The sequence below is a fragment of the Xanthomonas populi genome, assembly GCF_002940065.1.
In the GTDB taxonomy this organism is placed as follows: domain Bacteria; phylum Pseudomonadota; class Gammaproteobacteria; order Xanthomonadales; family Xanthomonadaceae; genus Xanthomonas; species Xanthomonas populi.
In genome coordinates this window covers 1-21332 of sequence record NZ_MDEJ01000025.1, presented here as the reverse complement: position 1 = coordinate 21332, position 21332 = coordinate 1, and the positions used below count along the sequence as shown (strand labels likewise).

The 21332-nt window shown below is 65.2% G+C and carries 17 protein-coding genes, 1 other RNA gene and 6 pseudogenes; 8 read left to right on the top strand and 16 right to left on the bottom strand.

Features of this window, described 5'->3' with window-relative positions; translation table 11 throughout:
• Nucleotides 1-559: 559 nt before the first annotated feature.
• Together XpopCFBP1817_RS06130 and XpopCFBP1817_RS06125 are read left to right on the top strand one after the other, a co-directional pair.
• Complete coding sequence (locus XpopCFBP1817_RS06130) at nt 560-1858, top strand: NupC/NupG family nucleoside CNT transporter (protein ID WP_128416439.1); 1299 nt, start codon at nt 560-562, stop codon at nt 1856-1858.
• Between the two features lie 78 nt (nt 1859-1936).
• The gene (locus XpopCFBP1817_RS06125) at nt 1937-2893 is read left to right on the top strand and encodes a ribokinase (RefSeq protein WP_128416438.1); all 957 of its coding nucleotides are present in this window, start codon (nt 1937-1939) and stop codon (nt 2891-2893) included.
• A 248-nt stretch (nt 2894-3141) separates the two neighbouring features.
• On the opposite strand, the pseudogene XpopCFBP1817_RS23905 reads toward XpopCFBP1817_RS06125, so the two are convergent.
• A pseudogene (locus XpopCFBP1817_RS23905) lies at nt 3142-3234 on the bottom strand (IS110 family transposase); the annotation flags it as partial.
• 739 nt (nt 3235-3973) lie between these two features.
• Between XpopCFBP1817_RS23905 and XpopCFBP1817_RS06115 the strand changes: the two are divergent.
• From XpopCFBP1817_RS06115 to XpopCFBP1817_RS06095, 5 genes and pseudogenes are all read left to right on the top strand, one after another.
• Complete coding sequence (locus tag XpopCFBP1817_RS06115; protein WP_128416436.1) at nt 3974-4942, top strand: aldo/keto reductase; 969 nt, start codon at nt 3974-3976, stop codon at nt 4940-4942.
• Between the two features lie 197 nt (nt 4943-5139).
• Nucleotides 5140-5379 (top strand): hemin uptake protein HemP, encoded by a 240-nt coding sequence (hemP, locus tag XpopCFBP1817_RS06110; protein ID WP_208619553.1) that lies wholly within the window; start codon nt 5140-5142, stop codon nt 5377-5379.
• A 155-nt stretch (nt 5380-5534) separates the two neighbouring features.
• A complete protein-coding gene (locus XpopCFBP1817_RS06105; protein WP_128416434.1) occupies nt 5535-7760 on the top strand; it encodes a TonB-dependent hemoglobin/transferrin/lactoferrin family receptor in 2226 nt (741 codons plus the stop codon).
• Nucleotides 7761-7765: 5 nt separating this feature from the next.
• Nucleotides 7766-8398 (top strand): ChuX/HutX family heme-like substrate-binding protein, encoded by a 633-nt coding sequence (locus tag XpopCFBP1817_RS06100; RefSeq protein WP_128416433.1) that lies wholly within the window; start codon nt 7766-7768, stop codon nt 8396-8398.
• A gap of 29 nt (nt 8399-8427) precedes the next feature.
• Nucleotides 8428-9360: pseudogene (locus XpopCFBP1817_RS06095) on the top strand (DUF6607 family protein).
• A gap of 183 nt (nt 9361-9543) precedes the next feature.
• On the opposite strand, the gene XpopCFBP1817_RS06090 reads toward XpopCFBP1817_RS06095, so the two are convergent.
• From XpopCFBP1817_RS06090 to XpopCFBP1817_RS06080, 3 genes and pseudogenes are all read right to left on the bottom strand, one after another.
• Nucleotides 9544-9897: a DMT family protein gene (locus XpopCFBP1817_RS06090; RefSeq protein ID WP_064630977.1), complete on the bottom strand. Its 354-nt coding sequence runs from the start codon at nt 9895-9897 to the stop codon at nt 9544-9546.
• A gap of 176 nt (nt 9898-10073) precedes the next feature.
• Nucleotides 10074-10259 (bottom strand): annotated as a pseudogene (locus XpopCFBP1817_RS06085) (ABC transporter permease); the annotation flags it as partial.
• A gap of 237 nt (nt 10260-10496) precedes the next feature.
• Nucleotides 10497-10883, bottom strand: a pseudogene (locus XpopCFBP1817_RS06080) (P-loop NTPase family protein); the annotation flags it as partial.
• Nucleotides 10884-10957: 74 nt separating this feature from the next.
• Between XpopCFBP1817_RS06080 and XpopCFBP1817_RS06075 the strand changes: the two are divergent.
• Nucleotides 10958-11034, top strand: a non-coding RNA gene (locus tag XpopCFBP1817_RS06075) — sX9 sRNA.
• A gap of 482 nt (nt 11035-11516) precedes the next feature.
• Here XpopCFBP1817_RS06075 and fni read toward each other — a convergent pair.
• From fni to XpopCFBP1817_RS06025, 12 genes and pseudogenes are all read right to left on the bottom strand, one after another.
• Entirely contained in the window at nt 11517-12623 is a 1107-nt protein-coding gene (gene fni / locus XpopCFBP1817_RS06065; RefSeq protein ID WP_208619552.1) for a type 2 isopentenyl-diphosphate Delta-isomerase, read from the bottom strand.
• Nucleotides 12610-13512 carry a terpene synthase family protein gene (locus tag XpopCFBP1817_RS06060; RefSeq protein WP_128416432.1) on the bottom strand — a complete coding sequence of 301 codons (903 nt, stop codon included), beginning with the start codon at nt 13510-13512 and terminating at the stop codon, nt 12610-12612. Before XpopCFBP1817_RS06060 ends, fni begins: the two co-directional genes overlap by 14 nt.
• On the bottom strand, nt 13509-14054 hold the full coding sequence (locus XpopCFBP1817_RS22645) for a prenyltransferase/squalene oxidase repeat-containing protein (protein ID WP_244171074.1): 546 nt from the start codon (nt 14052-14054) through the stop codon (nt 13509-13511). Before XpopCFBP1817_RS22645 ends, XpopCFBP1817_RS06060 begins: the two co-directional genes overlap by 4 nt.
• Nucleotides 14055-15068: a hypothetical protein gene (locus XpopCFBP1817_RS06055; protein ID WP_244171073.1), complete on the bottom strand. Its 1014-nt coding sequence runs from the start codon at nt 15066-15068 to the stop codon at nt 14055-14057.
• 77 nt (nt 15069-15145) lie between these two features.
• Nucleotides 15146-15979 (bottom strand): annotated as a pseudogene (locus XpopCFBP1817_RS06050) (polyprenyl synthetase family protein); the annotation flags it as partial.
• A gap of 190 nt (nt 15980-16169) precedes the next feature.
• Nucleotides 16170-17165, bottom strand: coding sequence for a cytochrome P450 (locus XpopCFBP1817_RS06045; protein ID WP_244171077.1), 996 nt, complete (start codon nt 17163-17165; stop codon nt 16170-16172).
• Entirely contained in the window at nt 17150-17512 is a 363-nt protein-coding gene (locus tag XpopCFBP1817_RS22640; protein ID WP_244171071.1) for a cytochrome P450, read from the bottom strand. Before XpopCFBP1817_RS22640 ends, XpopCFBP1817_RS06045 begins: the two co-directional genes overlap by 16 nt.
• The gene (locus XpopCFBP1817_RS06040; RefSeq protein ID WP_128416431.1) at nt 17512-18357 is read right to left on the bottom strand and encodes a glucose 1-dehydrogenase; all 846 of its coding nucleotides are present in this window, start codon (nt 18355-18357) and stop codon (nt 17512-17514) included. Before XpopCFBP1817_RS06040 ends, XpopCFBP1817_RS22640 begins: the two co-directional genes overlap by 1 nt.
• Nucleotides 18344-18649 (bottom strand): ferredoxin, encoded by a 306-nt coding sequence (locus XpopCFBP1817_RS06035; protein ID WP_128416449.1) that lies wholly within the window; start codon nt 18647-18649, stop codon nt 18344-18346. The genes XpopCFBP1817_RS06040 and XpopCFBP1817_RS06035 overlap by 14 nt, the downstream gene beginning before the upstream one ends.
• Before the next feature lies 1 nt (nt 18650).
• Nucleotides 18651-18959 carry a cytochrome P450 gene (locus tag XpopCFBP1817_RS22635; protein ID WP_244171070.1) on the bottom strand — a complete coding sequence of 103 codons (309 nt, stop codon included), beginning with the start codon at nt 18957-18959 and terminating at the stop codon, nt 18651-18653.
• A gap of 217 nt (nt 18960-19176) precedes the next feature.
• Nucleotides 19177-19659: pseudogene (locus tag XpopCFBP1817_RS22630) on the bottom strand (cytochrome P450); the annotation flags it as partial.
• A gap of 379 nt (nt 19660-20038) precedes the next feature.
• Nucleotides 20039-21241: a cytochrome P450 gene (locus XpopCFBP1817_RS06025; protein WP_128416430.1), complete on the bottom strand. Its 1203-nt coding sequence runs from the start codon at nt 21239-21241 to the stop codon at nt 20039-20041.
• Nucleotides 21242-21332 lie beyond the last annotated feature (91 nt).

The window sequence follows — 21332 nt, the reverse complement described above, 5'->3', positions numbered from 1 at the left end:
TAGCCGATGGACGGGCCCGCAGGAAACCGATCGGAGGCCGCGGATCGCGGCCCTGATCAACATCGTTGCTCCATGGATGGATGCACGGCGTGTCCTGCTCCCGGATACGGCACCGCGCATCGACCAAACACGCGCACGAAGTCGGCAGGTTTCGTGCGAATGCGTCGGTTTGCTGCGGGCGCTTGCACGCGTACCAGCTTGGGACACGCCGCAAGTACGTCCCTGTAGTCGCTTAGGCGGCACCATGCCGCATAAGGTCCCACGCCGGCACGCGTGCAAATACCTCCGGGCGTTGTAGGTAGCTGGGCGATCAGCGGCGTCTGGTTTGTTGATCGAGCTTCTAAGCGTGCTCTTCGCTGTCGCTATCTCGCCAGCGAGTCGGCGCCGTAAATCCCCGACGTTGCGAAAGCGCGGCTCACTAGCTCGCCACCGCCGCCCTGCCCGCGCCCCGCCGAATCTCGGCTGTGGGCCACAGTGGAGCGTTTGAACACCGCTCGCCTTGCCCACCGTCACCCCCTGCTCTAGGCTTCTCTGCTTGCCGTGTGCGCCGGGGAATGGAATGGTCGAAGGTTTGGGAAGGATCGGCTTTGGCCTGTTCGGTCTGGCGGTGCTTATCGGCATCACCTGGCTGTTTTCGAACAATCGCCGCGCGATCGACTGGACGCTGGTCGCCACCGGTCTGGCACTGCAGATTTCGTTCGCTGCCTTAGTGCTGCTGGTGCCCGGCGGGCGCGACGTGTTTGACTGGCTGGGCCAGGGCTTCGTCCGGGTGCTGAGCTTCGTCAATGAGGGATCCAGCTTCATTTTCGGCAATTTGATGGACCTCAAGAGCAATGGTTTTATTTTTGCGTTCCAGGTGCTGCCCACCATCATCTTCTTCTCGGCGCTGATGGGCGTGCTCTACCACCTGGGTGTGATGCAGGTGATCGTGCGTGCGATGGCCTGGGCGATCACCAAGGTGATGCGCGTGTCGGGTGCGGAAACCACCAGCGTGTGCGCCAGCGTGTTTATCGGCCAGACCGAAGCGCCGCTGACCGTGCGCCCCTACATCCCCAAGATGACCCAGTCCGAGCTGCTGACGATGATGATCGGCGGCATGGCGCATATCGCTGGCGGCGTGCTGGCCGCATACGTCGGCTTGCTCGGCGGCAGCGACCCCGCGCAGCAGGCGTTCTACGCCAAGCATCTGCTCGCCGCCAGCATCATGGCCGCGCCAGCCACCTTGGTGGTGGCCAAGCTACTGGTGCCGGAAACCGGCACCCCGCTGACCCGCGGCACGGTTAAGATGGAAGGGGAGAAGACCACCAGCAATGTCATCGATGCGGCCGCAGCCGGCGCCGGCGATGGCTTGCGGCTGGCGCTGAACATCGGCGCGATGCTGCTGGCCTTCATCGCGCTGATCGCGCTGATCAACGCACCGCTGACCTGGTTGGGCGATGTCACCGGTGCTGCCACAGCGCTGGGCCGTCCAACCAACCTGTCGACGATCTTCGGCTATGTGCTGGCGCCGATCGCCTGGGTGATCGGCACGCCGTGGGTGGACGCCACCACGGTCGGCTCCCTGATCGGCCAGAAGGTGGTGATCAACGAGTTCGTCGCCTACAGCGAACTGTCGCGTATCGTGAAGGGCGAAGTGCCGGGCGTGGGCCTGAGCGCCGAAGGCCGGCTGATCGCCACGTATGCCCTGTGCGGCTTCGCCAACTTCAGCTCGATCGCGATCCAGATCGGCGGTATCGGCGGGCTGGCACCGGAACGCCGTCACGATCTGGCCAAGTTCGGCCTGCGCGCCGTGCTCGGCGGTTCGATCGCAACGTTCATGACCGCTACCATTGCCGGAGTGCTCTCGCATTTCGGTTGAGGTGGCGCGGGTTCATCGGTGTGCCGGTCTAATCGCCGCACGTCACGTTTCATTCAGTCATTCAAATCAAGGGTATTTATGAGTTCGGTCGTCGTTGTCGGATCCTTCAATGTCGATCACGTGTGGCGCTGTGATGTCCTCCCCGCGCCGGGTGCCACCATCGCCGGTCGCTACAGCACCGGTCCGGGTGGCAAGGGATTTAACCAGGCGGTCGCGGCCGCACGTGCCGGCGCCAAGACGCATTTTCTGTGCGCGCTGGGCGACGATGCCGGCGGTGCGCTGGCGCGCTCGCTGGCAGCGCACGACGGATTCGCGCTGATCGCCGAGCCCAGCAATGAGCCAACCGGCACCGGCGGCATCTATGTCGACGCGCACGGCCGCAACACCATCGTGATCGGTGCCGGCGCCAATTCGGTGTTGAGCGCAGGGTTCGTCGACAACCAGCGCGCACTTGTCGCCTCGTCGCGCGTATTGCTGGCGCAGCTGGAATCGCCAGCGGAAACCATCGAATCGGCGCTGGCATTGGCGCGCGAATGCGGCGTGCTCACCGTGCTCAACGCTGCACCGGCTAATGCACCGACCTCGATCGGTCTGCTCAAGCTATCCGACGTGCTGACCCCCAACGAAACCGAATTCGCCGCATTGCTCGGCCGCCATGTCGGCGAGCGTATCAATGCCGACGACGTGGCTGCGCTGGACGGCAACAGGCTGCATTCGCTATGCCGCAAGTTGCTGCCGGGCGGCACGGTGGTGGTGACGTTGGGCTCTGTGGGGGCGTTCATTTCGCACGCTGAAGAACAACTACGTGGCGATACAGCGGTGCATTACCGCGTGGGTGCGGAAGCCGCGCAGACGGTGGACACCACCGGCGCCGGCGACGCCTTCAACGGCGCGCTGGTTGCCTCGCTGGCGCAGTCGCCTAGCGCCAGCTTCATCACCCACGTGCGCTTTGCCACCCGCTACGCCGCACGCTCCACCGAAGTAGAAGGCGCTGCGACCTCGATGCCGCGCATGGTGCCTGACGTAGCTGCCTGATCCGGACACGCGTCAGTAATCAATGAAGGCGACCGCAGCAATGCGGTCGCCTTCTGTGTCAAGGCGTTGGCATCCGCATCAAAGACCGCCAGCGAATTCAAAGCCTCTCACCCTCCGGGAAAGCAACGGTGTTGATCAGGGCCGCGATCCGCGGCCTCCGATCGGTTCCCTGCGGGCCCGTCCATCGGTAGGTGGCGGCCGTTGGCCGGCACGCTTTTGCGTGGAGTGATGGCCGCCGAGTGCGCCCAGGCTGGACGCATGGCGGCTCTTTCAGCGCGCACGCGCGCATTGAGGATGACCCGCATCTTGCCCATCACCGCCACGATGGCGACCTTGCCTTCCCCGTTGAGCGTCTTCACCGCGGCCACGTGCGGTTGCTTGATGAGCAGCGTCTTCAGCTGCCCGGCGATCCGTTTATCCAGCCGCGCCACACTGCGCAGAAGCTGGTTCACGTTGCACTGCAGTCTCTTTCGTAGCGCTTTTTCCGCGTAGCGCTTTTTCCGTTCCCTGCAAGCGTACCCAGCCAATCTACACGCGTCTGGTGACCGCCTGAGGGGTTGCTGAACTGACCGGTATCGCCTTGAAAAACTGCGACGTCCAGGGAGTTGTTGCACGCATCAATCCCGATTCCGCTCATAGGCAATCTCCGCCAGGCTGGACATGTTCAGAGCTCCCTCGCTTGCCCAGTCTTCTCGTGTCGCGTGTCACCTCGGGCACCTGTTCGGCCGGATCAAGGGAGCGCCTGGCGCGGGCACCAAGCTCCAAAGCGATCGTTCAGATCCAGGCTCCAACGGTGGCCCACGCCGGCTCTCGCCACCCAAACTGCCAGATTCCGAACAGAGAAGGCGCCGTGGCGGCATCCATGCCGCCACAGGGTCCCGGCACCGGATACAACACCGCGCTTCCACTTTTTGCGGTTGCTGATCGGCAAACAATGGCTTCAGGCAGGCGTCACGCCTGCGGATTCCGCAATCGAGCATGCAGCCAACACGCCATGCCCTGTCGCCCCGGCAATGCCACGTCCTACACTGCGCACGCCGGTCCGGGGCAGGGCGCCGCGGAGGTTGTTGGAGTCTGCCAATGCATTACCGTCGTCTGGGTTCTACCGGGCTGCAGCTGTCGGCTTTGTCATTCGGCGCCTGGGTCACCTTCAGCAAGCAGATCGGGCGCAGTGAAGCGCGCAACCTGATCGCTGCCGCCTGGGACAACGGCATCAATTTCTTTGACAACGCCGAGGTGTATGAACGCGGCCGCGCCGAAGAAGTGATGGGCGATGTGATCGCCGACCTGCGTCTGCCGCGCGACGGCTATTGCGTATCGAGCAAGGTGTTCTTCGGCGCGGTGGACAGCCCGCGTCCGACCCAGCGCGGACTCTCGCGCAAGCATGTCACCGACGCCTGCCACGCCGCACTCAAGCGCCTGCGCGTGGAGTACCTGGACCTTTACTTCTGCCACCGGCCCGATCCGGAGACGCCGATCCAGGAAACCGTGCGCGCCATGGACGCTCTGATCCGCCAGGGAAATGTGCTGTATTGGGGCACCTCCGAATGGAGCGCCCAACAGTTGCGCGACGCTATCGCCATCGCTGAGCAGGAGCATCTGCACGCGCCAGCGCCGGAGCAGCCGCAGTACAACCTGTTGCATCGCGACCGGTTGGAGCGCGAGTACGCGCCGCTGTGCGAGGGCGGGTTGGGCACCACGATCTGGTCGCCGCTGGCTTCGGGCTTGCTGACCGGCAAGTACAACGCTGGCGTGGACGCCGACAGCCGTCTGGGCCAGCCGGGCAATCAATGGCTGCAGAACGACGTGCTGGGCGCACCGGAAACCCGCCGCCTGGAACGTGCCCGCGCGTTTTGCGCCTTGGCCTCCGAGCTGGGCCAGTCGCCCGCACGCCTGGCGATCGGCTGGTGTCTGCTAAATCCGCATGTGTCCACGGTGATTCTTGGCGCGAGCCGGGTGGCGCAGCTGGAAGAAAATCTCTGTGCACTGGAGACGCTGACCCAGGTCGATGCGGCTGACTGGGCGCGGGTGGAAGAGGTGACGCGCTGAGACGTAGGGGGCTTCGTCTGCCCCTTGAAGTATTCGGCTGGAGCGCGGCCCGTGGCAGGGCCGTTGGCGAGCGACAATCGGTGCGGGTGGATATCGCCGGTCTCGCGCACTTTGATTGATAAAGACAATCGCAGTGCGCGAATCCATCTAAAGATAAAGTCGTTCAAATGCGAATGGCTCTTGATCATTAAATGAGAATGGTTATTATTTGTCTGGCCAACCGACTGGAGATCCAGATCATGACCGCTCACCCCGTGCTGCTTCGCTCCGAACCGGTCAACCTGCGCGACCGTGCTGTCCCGCGCGCTGTCCCCGCAGAAGACGTCATCAGCAGCGATGCGCTGCTCAAGGGCCGTCGCGAAGTGCTGATCCAGCATGGCGACCGCATCTATCGCCTGCGCCATACCAGCAACGACAAGCTCATCCTGACCAAATAAGTGTCTCCATCCGATCCCGCGCCTTGGCGCGGGGAGCGGACTGTCCTTCGCGAGCGTTGCCGCCGCCGTCCGCGCATCTCACGCTTCTTCCCTGGCGACCGGTCGCGGCCTTGTCTGCAGCACACGCTGCCGGGGACTCCCCTCAAAGGTTCCCGATGATGCGCCTGCATCCGCTGGTGGTCGCGCTGGCGCTGCCTGCTCTCCCGGTGTGTGCCCACGCTGCCGAGTTCGACGCTGACGGCGACACCGCGCATGAGATGTACGACTTCAGCCGGCTGCAGGTGACTGCCACGCGCACCCAGCGCGCCCTGGTCGATGTGCCGAGCACGGTGGATGTGATCGATCGCGAACAACTCGACAACCAACTGGTGCGCGAGCTCAAGGATCTGTTCCGTTACACGCCGGGCGTGTCGGTGACCAGCACCAGCGGCCGCTTCACCGGCGCCAACGGCATCCGCATCCGCGGGCTGGACGGCAACCGTGTGGCGATCCTGGTCGACAACGTGCCGGTGTCGGACACTTTCAGTTTCGGCAGCTACCTCAATGCCAACCGCAATTTCGTCGATCTGGAAACGCTCAAGCGCGTCGAAGTGGTGCGCGGGCCGGCCAGCTCCTTGTACGGTTCCGATGCGCTGGGCGGGGTGGTGGCCTTCGTCACAAAGGATCCATCCGATTATCTGAGCGCGGACAAGCACAGCTATGTTGGCCTGAAGTTCGGCTACGAAGGCGACTGGAACGGCTTGTTCGCTGGTGCCACCGGCGCGTTCGGCGGCGAGCGCTGGAGCGGCATTGTGGCGGTGAGTCATCGCCAGGGCCAGGAAGCGCAGAACCAGGGCGACAACCGTAGCCGCGACTTCACCCGCACCGCGGCCAATCCGCAGCGCATCGATGGCCGCAGCGTGCTGGCCAAGCTGGTGTATGCGCCGAATGCGCAGCAGCGCTTCAAGCTCACCGTGGAAGGCAACGAAGATGACGGCAGCATCGACGCGTTGACCGCTATCGACCCGCGCGTGATGACGCCCTCGCTGCGCATTCTGTCGCAGGACGGACGCGATCATCAAACGCGTGCGCGCGTGTCGCTGCGGTATGAACTGGACGCACTGGATTGGGCGCTTGCCGACGAGCTGCAGTGGCAGCTGTATCGCCAGGACAGCGAGAGCCTGCAGCGTACCGACGAGCGACGCGGCAACGACACGCGCCGTCATAACGAACATAACTTCGATCAGCGCGTGTACGGCTTGCTGGTCAACGCGCACACATCCATCGACACCGGCACGCTCAGTCACGACATCGCTTACGGTCTGGACGGTACCTGGGCCGACACACGCGCCAAGCGCGCCGGGTATTCGGTGAATCTGGCCAATGGCGCCATCACCAATCGCGTCGGCCAGGACGTGTTTCCGGTGCGCGATTTCCCCAAGAGTGAAACCACCAAGCTCGGACTGTACGCGCAGGACGAGATCCGCTTGTTCGATGGAAAGCTGTCGTTGACGCCCGGTGTACGCGTGGATTATTTCCGCTTGTCGCCGAAGGTGGACGACATCTTCCGCGAAGACAATCCGGGCGTTGCCGCTGCCACCATCGACGAAACCCAGGTTTCGCCCAAATTCGGCGCAGTGTGGCGGTTGTCGGACGCATGGTCGGCATATGCGAATGACGCGCACGGCTTTCGCGCGCCGCTGTATAACGATGTCAATATCGGCTTCACCAATCTGCAGGCGCGCTACACCGCCATCGCCAATCCGGATCTGAAATCGGAAACCAGCCGCGGTGGCGAAGTGGGGCTGCGTTTCAACGGCGCGGTCGGGTATTTGGGCGTGAGCGTGTACTACACCGACTACCGCAACTTTATCGAATCCTATGCGCCGGCAGGCTTCAACGCTGAAGGGCTGATGCTGTTCCAGTCGCGCAACGTGGACGATGTGGTGATCAAGGGCGCCGAAGCGCGTGCCGGTGTCGATCTGGGCGCGCTGGCGGGTTGGCAGGGCTGGTCGCTCAACAGCGCGGTGGCGTCTTCGCAAGGCGACAATCTCACCGACGACACGCCGCTCAATTCGGTCGACCCGTTGCGCAGTACCTTCGGCGTGGCCTTCGACAACGATGGCTGGGGCGCGGAGTTGATCGGCACCTTCGTCGCGCGCAAACGCCGCCCGCAGCTGGACAGCTATTCCACGCCGGCCGGCTACGCCACGCTCGATCTGATGGGGCATTGGGAATTCGCACCCGGCGCCAAGGTCACCGCCGGCATCTTCAATCTGGCCGACCGCCGCTATGTGGACTGGAACGCGCTGCCCAATGGCACGTTGGCCAGCAGCACGGTGCTCGACCGCTTCACCGGCGCCTGGCGCACCGCCTCGGTCAGCCTGGCCAAGAGCTGGTAGCTGCCATGCCCATCGCCCGCCCACTGCCGCAGTTGTCGCATGCACGTGCTACCCGCGCCGCGCTGCCGCGTCCGCAGCAGTTGGCGGCGCTGGGCACGGTGCTGTGCCTGTATCGGCCAGCGCTGGGCGACGAACTGGATGGCTGGCAGCGCGCCGTGGATGCGGCGGCCTGCCGGCAAGTCGACAGTGATGGCGTGCGCGAAAGTATCTGGTTCTTCGACGCCGAAGGGCACTGTTGCTGGCGGCTGTGTCTGTTGCCCGACAGCGATTTTCTGATCTGGGACCGTCTGGTTTCGCGCTTTCCTCCGCTGCCGATGGAGACCCATGAGTTAGGCGTCGGCGAACGGTTGTGGCGCCGCCTGGCCGGGCGCGTGCGCGGTGAGGCGTGGCGATTGAGCGCGCTGCGGCTGCAGACCGCAGCCAGCCGCGCGCAACCGTTTGTCGCCAGCTTGGCGACGGTGTCGGCGCTGGGTGCGGAAGTGGCCGCACGGCTGGCGCGCGAAGAGGGCATCGACGGACGAGTGGCGGTGGATGATTGCTGTTGCGTGCGCGCCGCCGCCTTGCGCAACACACCCCCCACCTCGAGCACTATCGATTCATCCGAGATGACGACGTCGCTGGTGCGCTTGCGCCGCTGACGTTCCTGAGACCACCACCGAGACTTCCGATGAGCCGACTGTGTCCCCGTTGTATCGCACTGACGCTGAGCCTGTTGCCATTGATTGCCGCCGCCGATGCCCGGCGTGATCGCCAGAGCATCCTGGCAATGCAGGGCGAGTACGCCGTGGACTTTGCCTTCGACGAAACCGTGCTGCTCACGCCCGGTTACGAGCGTGCCTCGGCGATGCGTAGCGGCGCCAGCGAAGTGGTCATCGTGGTGGAAGATTCACCGCATAAGTTGGTGTTGCAGCATCTGCTGGTCGATGAAAAGACCAAGCATGTGACTAAACACTGGCGGCAGGACTGGATCTATGAGGTGCCGCAGCGTTTCGAATTCACTGCCGACCAGACCTGGACGGTGCATGCGCTGCCGCCGGCAGTCACCACCAGCGCCTGGACGCAATGCGTCTACGAAGTCAGTGACGCACCGCGCTACTGCGGCACTGGTCGCTGGGACTACGCCGACGGCCATCCTACTTGGACGAGCGATCTGAGCTGGCGGCCGTTGCCGCGCCGCGAGTACACCAAGCGCAGCGACTACAACGCGTTGTCGGTGATCAACCGCCACACCCTCACCCCCAACGGCTGGACCCACGAACAGTTCAACACCAAGGTGCTGCGCAAGCCCGATGGCAGCTAGGAAGCGATTGCGCGCGAGTTCGGCTTCAACGATTACCGCAAGACCACCGAGGTCGACTTCGCCCCGGCCTATGCGTATTGGAAGGGCACGCAAGGCTATTGGGCAAAGGTGCGCACGCGCTGGGCCAAGTTCCTGGAGACCCCGCCCGGCCTGCACCTGAAAACCAAGCCGGACGGCATGGCGATGATCATGCCGATGTTCCAGCAGGCAGAGACCGTACAGAAGGGCAAGCGGGTCAAGGACGCGCAACTCGATGCGGTGTTCAAACAGTGGGTGGAGCCAGCGGACCTATCGCCTTGAATCCATGGCATCGAATGACGTGCCGCACCTATGCATGCGCGCGCTGCGGCGCGATCTGAAATGCCGAAGCGCGCGCATGCGATGCGGCTAGGCAAGCACACCGCGCGGCGCGCATTGAAGCGACTGCCCAGCAAGTGGCACGCGCCTGATCTGGCTGCTGCGCAGTCGCTGCGCCGGCCGCATTTATTCTTTGAACATCAAAAACGCCGCGACCAGAATCAGGCCGAATGCGGCCCAGTGATTCCACTTCAGCGACTGGCCAAGATAGAACGTGGAGAAGCCGGCGAACACCAGCAGCGTGATCACTTCCTGCATGCCCTTGAGCTGCGGCGCCGAATACACCGCGCTACCCAGCCGGTTGCCCGGCACCTGCAGGCAGTATTCGAAAAACGCGATACCCCAGCTGACCAGGATCGCGATCATCAGCGGCGTGCTCTTGTACTTCAGATGCCCGTACCAGGCGAAGGTCATGAACACGTTGCTGGCGAGCAGCAGCAGGACCGGATACAGATACGCGGTGAAGGGAGCGGTAGGCATGAGGGCAGACGGCAGATAAGGGGTCGGCAGCATAAGTCAGCCCCGTTAAGCGCACGCGACCGTGCCGATGAGCCCGTCACACAATGTGAGTCCGTTCGAGGCCGGTGCGAAACGCCTGCCTGCAGCATGGCCAGGCAAAACGCCTGTGCGTACATTGCCGCGCCGAAGTCACCCCGCTAGCGCTGCATACCCCAGCGGCGCACGGTCAGCCGCTCGATGGCCTGAAACACCACGCCCTCTACCAGCAGGCCCAGCACAATCACCATCGCCAGGCCGGCGAACACGCGGTCGGTATACAGTTCGTTGCGGTTCTGGAAGATGCACCAGCCCAGCCCGCCCTGGCCGGAGGTGGCGCCGAACACGGGGGTCGGCAGGGATTCATGTAAAAAACAGCCAAAATTGAGCTAAATCACTGTCAATAAAGGATTTTTTACGAATTCCTGCCCACCCTCAATTCGGCGTGCACCTGGGGTTGCACGCCGGAACCCCAGAAAGAAAGCCGCCTCGCAGAGCGAGGCTGTGAAAGACTGCCGGCTGTCAGGGAGGAAAACGCCGCTACAAGGCAGTCACCCCGGGTTATCAGCGCGGAGGGCAGGGCATCACAACTCGTACTTCTCTTTGCGCTGAATGAAGGCGTGGCGCCCGCCTTCCAGAATGCTGGCCACCTGATCCTGAATCACAGGAACGTCAATCGAGCCTTGTGCTTCCAACCCTAGACACCCTTGGTTCTCAGCGGCCGTGAACACGCCAATCCACTCGGCATCGCCGAACACCGGGATGTTCGCGTTGTGTGTGGCGAACAAGAACTGCCGACTGGTCTTTGCCTCCCTCAACTCGGCGACGATCCGATCTGCGATGAAGGCGTTGTCTAGGTTGTCCTCCGGCTGATCCTTCAGAAGGGGATCGACGCTCTCAAGCAGCAGCATGTGCAGGATTGCCGTGCATTGCTGGCCCGTAGAGAGCTTGTTGAGCGGCCGGAATAAGGGAATGATGACTAAGAGCGGCTAACAAAACGACTGCGCTCACCGCCAGGCGGGCGCGGCCGGTGCTCGGAATCGGCATGTACCACTCGTACACTCCGGTTCTGAGCGCGCCGTCCGCACCCACCTGACGACTGCTCGCTACGTTTTGTTAGCCGCTCTAAGTACTCGGCCTTTGAGCACTCACAGCCCACGGAGACTCCCAATTCGCTGCCCCAGCCAGATGAGCTCTTGATAGACGTCCAAGCCATGTTGGACTGGATCAAGGATTTTGACGGTTGTGCCAAGGAAGCAGCAGCTTGATTTCCATCGATCTGCAAGACAGTTGCAGCATGCCGAACCCCGAAAGGGACTAGGTAGTGGATGAGCGGGTGGAAGCGCCGTTTTATCTGGCAACTTCATGTTTTTACAAAACAAATAGGATTCTGCGAGTCATTTTTACACGTATGTCGGCTGAACCCCTGCCTGGTACGCTGCGAAACTCACCGGCAGCGACACGCTCGCGAAGGCGCGCGAGCACGTCGGCAATTTCGATCTCGGCCCCCGCGGCGCGCTCAAGCTCTGCGATGGTCTGCGGGTCCGGCTCCAAGCCCTCAAGCCGCTGCGTGTTGCGATCCAAAGTTGAATCCGCGAGGTAACCTAATCCGGCGGTAGCAGGCGTGCCTGACGCAGCGCTGCCAGATCGGCCGAGCCGGTACAGAAGCAGGCCACCGCTAACTGGCGGATAACGATCTCGAAATGCGCGACGACCGCCTCGGTCGATACTGTTGCCGCGCGCAACACGCCGGCGGCCTGCCCGGCGATGTCGGCGCCCAGGCGGATTGCCTTGGCCACATCGACGCCATCGCGGATTCCCCCAGACGCGATCAGCTTCACCGCAGGCAGCGTACGGCGGATGGCCTGCACGCTGGTCGGGGTCGGAATGCCCCAGTCGGCAAACGCCATCGCCACGGCGCGGTCGGCAAGATCAAGGGCACGCTCGCCCTCCACCGCCGCCCAATTGGTGCCGCCGGCACCGGCGACGTCGATCACCGCCACGCCGGCCTCGACCAGCGCACAGGCCACCGCAGCCGACAGGCCCGATCCCACTTCCTTGACCACGATCGGTACACCGATACTGCGCGCGGTGCGGGCGATCTGCGCCAGCACGCCACGCCAATCGCGGTCGCCCTCCGGTTGCACCGCTTCCTGCAGCGGATTGAGATGAATGATGAGTCCATCAGCCTCCAGCGCATCCACAGCTCGGCGCGCCAGATCCAGGCCATCTGCCTCGCATAGTTGCGCAGCGCCGATGTTCGCCAGCAGGGGAATGTCTGGTGCGTTGCGGCGCAGCGCGCGGGTCAGTCCCTGGGCACTGTGCGATTGCAGACTCACGCGCTGAGAACCGACGCCCATGGCGATGCGCAGGATCTGCGCTGCCTCGCTCAGATGGCGATTGATCGCATCGGCGCGCGGCATACCGCCGGTCACCGAACTGATCAGCAGCGGCGCACGCAGGGTCTTGCCCAACAACGATGCCCGCAGGTCGATTTGCGCCAGATTCAGTTCGGGCAACGCGCAGTGTTCGAAGAGTATGCGTTCCCAGCCAGGCACAACCGGAGCCGACGTGGCTTGCCTAGCCAGCACGATGTCCAGATGGTCGTCCTTGCGCCGGCTCAGCGCCTTGTCCCCGCTTGCTCCCGCGCTCGCGGCGGCACCGGGCAGCGCGTGCGGATCCGCGCCTGGTGCGCGTTCAGACCGGCGCATGCTGGCCTCCCTCCGCCGCATCACTGCGGTAGCGGTTGATCGACGTCTGGTCGTACTGCGTGCCGATGGCCGCCATAGCTTCGAACAACGCGGGCCACGGCGTGGGAAAGCGTTCTTCGGTAAGAATCTGTTGCAGCATGCGAATCAGGCCGGCCAGTTCGTCGTGGAGGAAGTCGACCACAGGCATGGTCTGGTAGCGCTGCTGCAGTATGATCGCTGCGTTGGCGGTTTCGCCGGCTATCTGGTCCTTGTGGCGTCCGTGCAGGTCGTTGTGTAGGCGTCCAATCGCGCAGATCAGCCGCAGGGCCTGGCGGAATGCCGGACGCTCGCGCAGGGCCGATATTTCCAGGCCCCACAGCAGCGACAGGCAGCAGAACACATTGGCGTAAGCAATCGAATTGATGCCGGTGTGAAGGTACTCGGCATAGGACCAGGCGTGCGCCGTTGCCGCCTGCGCGGGGCCGACGCGCAGCGCAGCGCAATAGCGCCGTGTGTCGTCGAGCAGTTGCACATAGTCGCCATGCTCGTAGGCGAGCCCGGCCAGCGAAGCACGTAGCACGGCACAGGCCTCGAAGCCGGGCAGCGCGCACGGCACGCCTTGCCCCAGCGCCTGTTCAACCGCGTCAAGCTGCGCCGGTGCGATCAGGCCCAGGTCGTTGCAGTCATCGAGCCAGAACAACAGCGCCAGTTCGCAGTAAAACGCCACGGTCAGCGCGTCGTCCTGCGGATGGCGGCCGGTGCGGGCGCTGGTCTCGCGTAATCCCGGCTGGATGCACTGCAAGATGTAACTCCCGCCCCTGACCGCTTCGGCGGCATGCTGGTCGGCGAAGCCCGTCAGTGAGCGCCCCCAGTCCCGCACCTGCTGCAGTGCGTGTTCGCTCCCGATCATGGCGCCGCTCCTGCATGCGTGGCCCCGGCCGGCGCGCCCTGCTCCCAGTGCAACGCCAACCACAGCCCGGCAAGTTCGGCCACACGCACAACCAGGGTCGGGCAATACAGTTCCTTGCCGATCCACAGCGGGGTTTGCGGCAGCGCGTGCGGCACATACCGGGCGAGCATCCACGCCCGCGCCCGCGTCACCGCCTGCGCAATACGCCTGCGTGCTGCCGGTTCCTCGCTCCGGTCCATCGCGTGCAGCGCGAACAGTGCATAGGCGGTTTCCTCGAACGTGGGCGCGCTGCCGGCGCCCCAGCCACCGTCCTCGCGTTGGGCCTGCAGCAACGCCGCCAGCGCGCGTTGGTCCCGCCATTGTGGCTGGCCGTGCGCCAGTGCGGCGACCGCGTGCGCGGTGGGATATAACCACGACACATGCCATTTCTCGTTGCTCCAGACGCCATCGGGGTTGCGGTTTGCTTCGACGTAGGCGCGTGTGGCGACGGCCGGCTCGCCTAGCAGGCGCAATGCATGCAGCGCATGGATATTGGTCGACACCTAGGCATTGCGTTCGCCGGGGAAGGTGACGAACAGCGCGCCACTTTCGAACTGGCGCAATGCATCGGCCGCCGGGGCGCGGCCGGCCAGATGCAGGACGCTCAATGCGACGGCGGTGTCGTCCGCGTCGGCCGCGAAATGCAAGGCTGGCCCCAACCCGCGCGCGCTCATGCGCGTCTCGAGCGGTGCGACGGTCGCGCGCACGGCCTCGGATAGCGCGGGATGCGTGAACAGCTCGGCCAGGTGCAGGGTATACAGCGACCAGGCTGGCTCGAACACATTGATCGGCCAGACGTTGGGCACGATGCCCTCGATACCGCTGCGGGTCGCCCGCGCGGCCGCCTGTAGATACGCGGCGGCGCGCCCGGCCTGCAGTGTGTCGCCTTGCAGCAGTGCCTGCGCACGCCAGGCGGCGGTGGCCGCCGGACTGATGCCAATGCTGCCGTCCTCGTCCGGGCATGCGCTGGCCTGCTGGGCTAGACCCCATGCCTCCCAGGAATGCAACAGCGGATGCCCGCTGGGCAAGGTCGCCACCTTCGCCAGCCTGTCCAGGCGTGCCTGGCGCAGCGGCCACAGCGCCGGGTGGCGCGGAAATGCCGCGCTGTTCGACAACGCTGCGGCCTCGCTGGACAGCGGCGGCAGGATCAGTTCTGCGCCGATCGGTGCATCGTCAGGTACGGCGTGCGCATAGGGATCGGGCTGTCGCTCCAGAAAGCGCGTCGCGGCATGCAGCGCCTCGGCCGCGCCGGGAAGTGCCCCGGTGCGCTGCAACGCCAGCCATGCCGCCCACGTGGGGGCATGCCGGAACAGCGGGAAATCCACACTTCCCCAGCCGCCATCGACCTGCTGTTGCGCGATGAGCCATGCGTAAGCATCGTGCCGGTCAGCGAGACCGTCGTGGAACCATAGCGCGCGCGCCGTGTCGTAGACCGACGGGCCAACGGCGCCACCGTCGCGCGTCTCACCAAGCAAATGGCACAGTTCCGAGAGAATCTGTTCGGTCAGCGCGCTCATGTGGATGGCTCCTGCTGCCGCAACGCGCACGGCACGTGCTGGGACAGATACGCGCCAGCCCGCCGCAACATCTGCTACAGCCGCTGCGCGCGCGGCCCCAGCGGGGTAATGGCCTCGCCTGCGTCGCGCAACAGGTTCAACGCGAACTGACGTGCGGCCGGCAGGCCCATGATCGAGGCACAGGTCGGCTTGTGCGCCGCCGCGTCCTTGCCGGGGGTCTTGCCCAGTGTCGCGACATCCGCCGTCGCGTCGAGAATGTCGTCCACCACCTGTAACGCCAGGCCGAAGCAGGCGCTGTAACGATCGAGCGCGGCGTACAGTTCGGCGTGCTCGGCATCTTCGGCGATAGCGCACAGCGCGCCCATGCGGACCGACGCGCGGACCAGCGCGCCGCTCTTCATCCGGTGCATCGCCATGAGCGTATCCAATGCGACGTGCTTGCCGACCAGTGCAAGATCCATGGCCTGCCCGCCGGCCGCACCGTCGGCGGATACCGCCTGTGCCAGTTCGCGCACCAAGGCGATGCGGTTGTCGCCGGGCGCCTCCACCCTGGCCAGTGTCAGGAACGCGTGCGCCTGCAGCGCATCGCCGACCAGGATCGCGGTGGCCTCGCCGAACTTGACGTGCACGGTCGGCAGGCCGCGACGCAGCACGTCGTCGTCCATGGCGGGCAAGTCGTCATGGACCAGAGTGCAGGCATGCATCATCTCGATGGCGGCGCCGACGTCGTCGAGCACGTGCGCCGGCGTGTCGGCTAGGTCGCCGGCCGCCAGGCAAAGCAAGGCACGGGTACGCTTACCGCCATGCAGGGTGGCGTAGCGCATCGCCGCCATCAGCTCGGTGGTGCCGTCCTCCTCGGCGTGGAGAAGACGCTCCAGCACCTGCTCGACCCGTTTTGCGCCAGCCTGCATCCAGACTTCCGGCAGCAGATGGCCGGACGTGGCATCCGCCTGGTGCCCCGATCCGCCGAGCGCGGAAACGCCTACGCGGTCGTCGTGTGCAGTGGATCCGATCTGCATATTATTCATGTGATTGTTCCTGCAAGAGGACGGCCGCACCGCCTCGGTGTTGACGGTGCCAGTTCCGGCATGCGTTGCCCGCTCATGCGAAGCCGATGCGGATGGCCATGGACGGGTGCGCGGTCGGGTAATAGCGCCGGCCTTTTTCGACGTCGTTCAACAAGCGCGGCCGCAACCCCGCCTTGTGCATGGTCGATGCCAGGACGATGCAGAACTGCACCAGCTCCAGCCAGACCAGGTGGTAGCCGATGCATACGTGCGGGCCGGTACCGAACTGCAGCATGTCCAGCGGCCGGATCGGCTCGCTGCGTTGCAGCCAACGCGCCAGGCGAAACTGCTCTGGCGCTTCGTGCAGCAGGGCCGAGTTCGAGAAATGCAGCAGCGGGATGCACAGAGGGGTACCTGCCGGAATGTGCCGGTCACCGAGTTGCAGATCCTGCACGGCGCGACGCGGCAGCAGCGTGGTCGCCGGGTGCACGCGCAGGGTCTCGCGGAACAGCGCCTCGGCGACCGGGCACGCCGCCAGGTCCGCAGGCTCGGTCGGCACTGCGCCCAGCCGCTGCGCCTCGTCGACCAGCGCCTCCCACAGCATCGGCTGTCGCGCCAGCTCGATCACTATCCAGGCCATTGTCGAGGCGGTGGTGTCGTGGCCGGCCAGCAGCAGCAATCGAATGTTGGCGACCAGCACATCGTCGGCGAGCGCCTCGTCGCTGCCATCGAAAGCGTTCACCATGTCGTTGATCAAGCTGGTGCGTGCGGCATGTGCGCGCGCGTCGCGGACGAACTGGCGCAACTGGGCGTCGATCCAGTCGCGGGCGGCGCGGCCGCGACGCAACGGTAGCCCAGGCAGATCCAGCGGCGGCGCAACGATCAGTTGCAGCAGTTGCCGGTACTTGCGCTGCCACCCCGGCAGATCCTGCGCGGGGATGCCCATCAGGCTGAAGATGAGGGTAAGCATCAGGCCGCCGGTTTCGCGCAGAATGGACACCTCGCCGCGCTCGCGCCACGCCTGTACGCGCGCCTGGATGACCGGCGCGAACAGCGCGCCGATGCCGGCCTGGGTCAGTCCCTTCGGCAGGAACGCCGCCTTGATCGCATCGCGTGTCTGCCGATGCGCGCTGCCGTCCTGCGCGACCAGCGTCCCCCCAGCAACTCCGGCGCGATCTCCTCGATCAGCGCGGAGGACACGTCCTTGTGCCGGAGCAGCGCGAACGCGTCCGGATCCACGCAGGTCATGAGTTGCCCGGCGGGGCCGAAATCAAGCCAGAAGTGGCTGCCTAGCGTGTGTTCGGCCTGCAGCAGCAGCCGCGGCAAATCGCAGACGATGGCAGGAAGATGCCCGACCAGGGGAAACGCGCCGGGCACCACCGGGATGCCCTGCCGTAACCGTAGCCGTCGGTTAAGCGGGTTGCGCAGCAAATCCATCAGCGATCCCCCGCGGCGACGGTTCCGATGGCGTCGACGCCGGGGGACGCAGTGCGACTGTTGCCGCCGTCGGCGTAAGTCGGCACGTGCGCCAGCATGCCGCCATCGATGCACATCACCTGGCCGGTGATGAACGCGGCCTCGTCGGAAAGCAGGAAGGTCACCAGCGCCGCCACGTCCTCGGGGCGACCGAGGCGCGGCAGCAATTGGTGCCGACGCAGGTGCGCCTGCATGGACGCATCCAGCTTGGCCAGCAGGCGTTCGGTCATGATGAGTCCGGGCGCGACCGCATTGCAGCGAATCTGCGCATGCCCGTACTGGGTGGCCAGCGACGCCGACAGCATGTTCATCGCCGCTTTCGACGCGGCATAAGCGGTCTGCGCGGTGTCGCCCCTGAGCCCCTGGCACGAGGACATGTTGACGATCGCGCCGCCGCCGCGGGCGATCATCCGTGCAATGCCCTCACGGCAGCACAGCAGCGTGCCGCGCAGATTGGTCGCCATGGTCTGGTCCCAGACCGCCAGGTCGAGATCGAGGATCGCGCGGTCGTGCGGTGTCAACTGCATCGCGCTGGCGTTGTTGACCAGTAGGTCCACGCCACCGAAGTGCCGCGTCGCCGTCTCGAACAGCGCGGCCACCGCCTGCGTATCGGCGATGTCGGTCGCCACGGCCAGCGCGTCGCCCGCGTCGTCCACGATCTGCGCGGCGCAGGCGATGGCCGCCGGAGCATCGATGTCGGCCACCACCACGCAGCCGCCCTCGCGCGCGATGGCCAGGGCGCAGGCCTTGCCGATGCCGGCACCGGCGCCGGTCACCACGGCCACTTTGCCTTCAAACCGTCCCATCGTGGCCTCCTGGGTTTCGTGGCGCTGAGGCGATACGGCGTTCGGCCTGCGAAGACGCAGGCACGGCACTGCTGCCTGCGGCGTCGGCGTCTGCTGCGGCTTCGATGACCCGGATCGCGGCGACCGGACACTGGCTGGCCGCCAGCCGCGCCGCGGCGTGCAGCGCCGGCGGAACCTCCGACACGCACACTTCGGCGACGCCGTCAGGCTCGCGCTGGCGGAACACGCCCGGCAAAGTCAGCGCGCACTGACCCGTGGTCGCACACAGCGCCTGATCGACCACGACACGCATCTCATCCACCGTGCACCTCCTCCAGCCGTACCGGCAGGGCGCGGAACGTACGCAGGAAAGCGGAGGGTTCACGGGTCGGCGGCGCGGCCAATGCCAGCGTGGGAAAGCGCGCGTGAATCTGCGGCAGGCTCTCGGCCAGCTGTACCCGGACCAGTTGCGCGCCCAGGCAGAAGTGAATGCCGTGGCCGAAACTCAGCATCACCTTGCCGTCCGTCGACATGCCTGGGCTGGTGCCATGGAAACGCGCCGGATCGAAGCGATCCGGATCGGCGAAGGCGTCCGGGTCGCGATTGCCCGCCGCGATCAGCACGCGCACATCCGAGTCCTTCGGAATCACCACGCCACCCAATTTCGATATCGCGCTGGGCGATGCGCGGGATGGAGCTAAACATGGCCGGCGCGTCGCAGCGCAGCACTTCCTCGACGAAGGCCTTTACCCCCGCGGCGTCGCCTTGCAGCCAGTGCAACTGTTCGGGATGCGCCAGCATCGCCACAACCGCATGGTCGAGGGTGGCGGCGGTGGTGGCGAAGCCGCCCAGCAGCATGCCCCAGAGCATGCTGATCAGCTCCGCGTCCGAGAGCGCGTCGGCATCGTCGTCGTGCGCCCCAACCAGCATCGAGACGATGTCCTGCTGGGGGGTAGCGCGCTTACGCTCGATCAGGTCGCCGAAGTAGCGCTGGACCCCGGCGCTGGCAGCATCGGCCGCAGCGAGTTGAAGATCGCTGGCGTGCGGGCTCAAGCCTTCCAGAATCGTCCCGATGCCGGTGTCCAGCTCGACTATGTCGTCCTGCGGCATGCCGAACAGTTCGGCGAACACCAGCATCGGTAGCGCCAGCGCGAACTCACGATGGAGATCCACCGTCTCCCCGCGCTGCAACGCGGGCGCCATGGCATCCAGGCGCGCGGCGACGGTGCGCGCGATACACGGTCGCAGCGCGTCGATCTGGCGCATGGTGAAATCGCGCGAGATCAGCCTGCGCAGGCGCGTATGCGTCGGCGGCTCCTTCATCGCCAGCGTGGAGGCCAGCAGTTGCATCGACAGGCTGGTCGCCGCACGCGGAAAGTAGCGCGCCAGCTCGCCCGGCGCCGGGCCGCGGAACGCGTCGCCGGTGGCCTTGAGCGCCCAGTAGATGTCGGCGTGGCGGCTCAGCAGGAACAGGCCCGAGGCTCCGCGATGCACCGGATCGTGCTCGCGCAGCCAACGCATGAACGGATACGGGTCATCGATGCATGCCGGCGACCCCAGTTCGGCGAAGGCATCGCGGCAGATTGCGGTGTTTGATGCTTGTACTTCCATCTTGCTTACCTGTCGGTTGACGAATGGGCCTGGCATGCCGAACGCGCCAGGCCTGAGCGGAAGAGCGCCACCCTGGGGCGGCATGCATATGTCACCAGCGCACCGGAAACGCCTCGAAACCGCCGGTGATGATTTCCTTGCGGAGCGTCAGTTCTTCCGGCGCTACCGCCAGGCGCAGTGCGGGAAAGCGCTGGAAGATCGAACCGAACACCACCTTCAGTTCCAGCCTGGCCAGCGCTACGCCGATGCAGTAATGCGGACCGTAGGAAAACGCCAGGTGCGGCTTGGCATCGCGGCCGATGTCGAAGACCTTGGGGTCGTCGAAATGGCGCGGGTCGAACGAGGTCGCCGGCAGGCCCACCAACACCTTGCTTTCGGCAGGGATGTGCATGCCAGCGATGCACACGTCGACCCGTGGGTAACGCATGATGCCGTCCCAGCCCGCGCCCGGCGGATACATGCGCAGGATTTCCTCGACGGCACTCTCCACCAGCGACGGATCGGCGACCAGGCGCTCACGCTGTTGCGTATGGCGCAACAGCGCCAGCAGGCCGAACTCGATCTGTGCGACGGTGCTCTCGTGCCCCGCCACCAGCATGCCCGCCGCCAGACCGATCGCCTCTTCCTCGCTGGCCTTGCCCTGATCGACCGCCGTGAGCAGATCGGTCAGCAGGTCGTCGCCCGGTTCCTCGCGCTTGCCGCGCATCTTGCCGCGGATGTAGGCGCGCAGTTCTTCCCAGGCCACCCGCGACGCGCTGCGTGGACCGCTCTCGTGCTGGTGTGTCATCACCTCGTCGGACAGCCCCGAGAAGAAGGCATGGTCTTCGTAGGGCACACCCATCAGCGCGCTGATGACCATCGCCGGAAGCGGAAACGAAAGATGCCTCCGCAGGTCGGCAGGCTGCGCCTGGGCCGCCAGCGTCTCGAACAACTCCGCGGCGATCGTCTCGACCTGTTGCGCGAGCAGCTTCACTCTGCGATTGCTGAAGGCCGGCGCCACGATCGTGCGCAACCGGGCATGCTCGATCCCCTCGTGCGAAACCAGCCACCCAGGCGACCCAAGAATCACCGAGTCCGGCGTGAACTCCGCCGGCGGCATGCCAGCTGGCCGGAACGCCGCATCGGACAGCACCTGCTTGGCCTCGTCGTAACCGGTCACCCACCAGCCTTCGTGTCCGGACGGGAACCGCACGCGGTGGATCGGGCCGTTGGCGAGCAACGCCAGCATGTCGGGCGAAGGTTCGATGTGATTGACGCGCCACATCGGCAGCGTCGGCAACGAATGGTCTGACATGGCGCTCATTCTCTATGGCCTGTTAACACATACGAAGCCCTTCAACGATCAGGACGAAGCTCAGGAATCCGAGGAACATGACGTCGAGCTT

Excerpts from the sequence above, each read along its gene's own strand:
- hemP (WP_208619553.1), top strand. The coding sequence starts at position 5,140 with ATGGTTATTATTTGTCTGGCCAACCGACTGGAGATCCAGATCATGACC.
- XpopCFBP1817_RS06060 (WP_128416432.1), bottom strand. The coding sequence starts at position 13,512 with ATGATCGGGAGCGAACACGCACTGCAGCAGGTGCGGGACTGGGGGCGC.
- XpopCFBP1817_RS22640 (WP_244171071.1), bottom strand. The coding sequence starts at position 17,512 with ATGGATTTGCTGCGCAACCCGCTTAACCGACGGCTACGGTTACGGCAG.
- XpopCFBP1817_RS06025 (WP_128416430.1), bottom strand. The coding sequence starts at position 21,241 with ATGTCAGACCATTCGTTGCCGACGCTGCCGATGTGGCGCGTCAATCAC.
- fni (WP_208619552.1), bottom strand. The coding sequence starts at position 12,623 with ATGCGCCGGTCTGAACGCGCACCAGGCGCGGATCCGCACGCGCTGCCC.
- XpopCFBP1817_RS06105 (WP_128416434.1), top strand. The coding sequence starts at position 5,535 with ATGATGCGCCTGCATCCGCTGGTGGTCGCGCTGGCGCTGCCTGCTCTC.
- XpopCFBP1817_RS06090 (WP_064630977.1), bottom strand. The coding sequence starts at position 9,897 with ATGCCTACCGCTCCCTTCACCGCGTATCTGTATCCGGTCCTGCTGCTG.
- XpopCFBP1817_RS06035 (WP_128416449.1), bottom strand. The coding sequence starts at position 18,649 with ATGCGTGTCGTGGTCGATCAGGCGCTGTGTGCGACCACGGGTCAGTGC.
- XpopCFBP1817_RS06055 (WP_244171073.1), bottom strand. The coding sequence starts at position 15,068 with ATGAGCGCGCTGACCGAACAGATTCTCTCGGAACTGTGCCATTTGCTT.
- XpopCFBP1817_RS06125 (WP_128416438.1), top strand. The coding sequence starts at position 1,937 with ATGAGTTCGGTCGTCGTTGTCGGATCCTTCAATGTCGATCACGTGTGG.
- XpopCFBP1817_RS06100 (WP_128416433.1), top strand. The coding sequence starts at position 7,766 with ATGCCCATCGCCCGCCCACTGCCGCAGTTGTCGCATGCACGTGCTACC.
- XpopCFBP1817_RS06130 (WP_128416439.1), top strand. The coding sequence starts at position 560 with ATGGTCGAAGGTTTGGGAAGGATCGGCTTTGGCCTGTTCGGTCTGGCG.
- XpopCFBP1817_RS06040 (WP_128416431.1), bottom strand. The coding sequence starts at position 18,357 with ATGGGACGGTTTGAAGGCAAAGTGGCCGTGGTGACCGGCGCCGGTGCC.
- XpopCFBP1817_RS06115 (WP_128416436.1), top strand. The coding sequence starts at position 3,974 with ATGCATTACCGTCGTCTGGGTTCTACCGGGCTGCAGCTGTCGGCTTTG.